The sequence below is a fragment of the Blastococcus sp. TF02A-30 genome (assembly GCF_003319185.1).
In the GTDB taxonomy this organism is placed as follows: Bacteria; Actinomycetota; Actinomycetes; order Mycobacteriales; family Geodermatophilaceae; genus Blastococcus.
Genome location: NZ_QOHJ01000028.1, coordinates 1 through 540, shown reverse-complemented (window position 1 = coordinate 540; position 540 = coordinate 1). Strand labels below are relative to the sequence as shown.

The following is a 540-nucleotide window of genomic DNA, read 5'->3' as shown; positions in this document are numbered from 1 at the left end:
TATAAGAGACAGCCCGGAAAGGGCGGCGCGTTCGTCCGCACGAAGCTCAAGAACGTCGTCTCGGGCAAGGTCGTCGACCGCACCTACAACGCCGGGGCCAAGATTGACATCGAGAACGTCGACCGCCGCGACTTCACGTACCTGTACAACGACGGCGAGAGCTTCGTGTTCATGGATGCGACGGACTACGACCAGATCAACGTGCCCGCGACGGTCGTCGGCGACGCGGCGAACTTCCTGCTGGAGAACCAGCAGGTCACGATCGCCCTCAACAACGGCAACCCGCTGTACATCGACCTGCCCGCCTCGGTCGTGCTGGAGATCACCTACACCGAGCCCGGCCTGCAGGGCGACCGCTCGTCGGCGGGCACGAAGGCCGCCACCGTCGAGACGGGCTACGAGATCCAGGTGCCGCTGTTCCTGGAGACCGGCACCAAGGTCAAGGTCGACACCCGCACCGGCGACTACCTCGGCCGCGTCAACTGACGAGTGAGCGCCCGCACCAAGGCGCGCAAGCGCGCCTGTCTCTTATACACATCT

General features: G+C 64.6%; 1 protein-coding gene. It reads left to right on the top strand.

Going from position 1 to position 540, the window contains the following annotated elements; translation table 11 throughout:
- On the top strand, positions 1-486 hold a 486-nt coding region (efp, locus tag DQ241_RS20295), incomplete at its 5' end, for an elongation factor P (protein ID WP_113832077.1).
- Between the last annotated feature and the right edge of the window lie 54 nt (positions 487-540).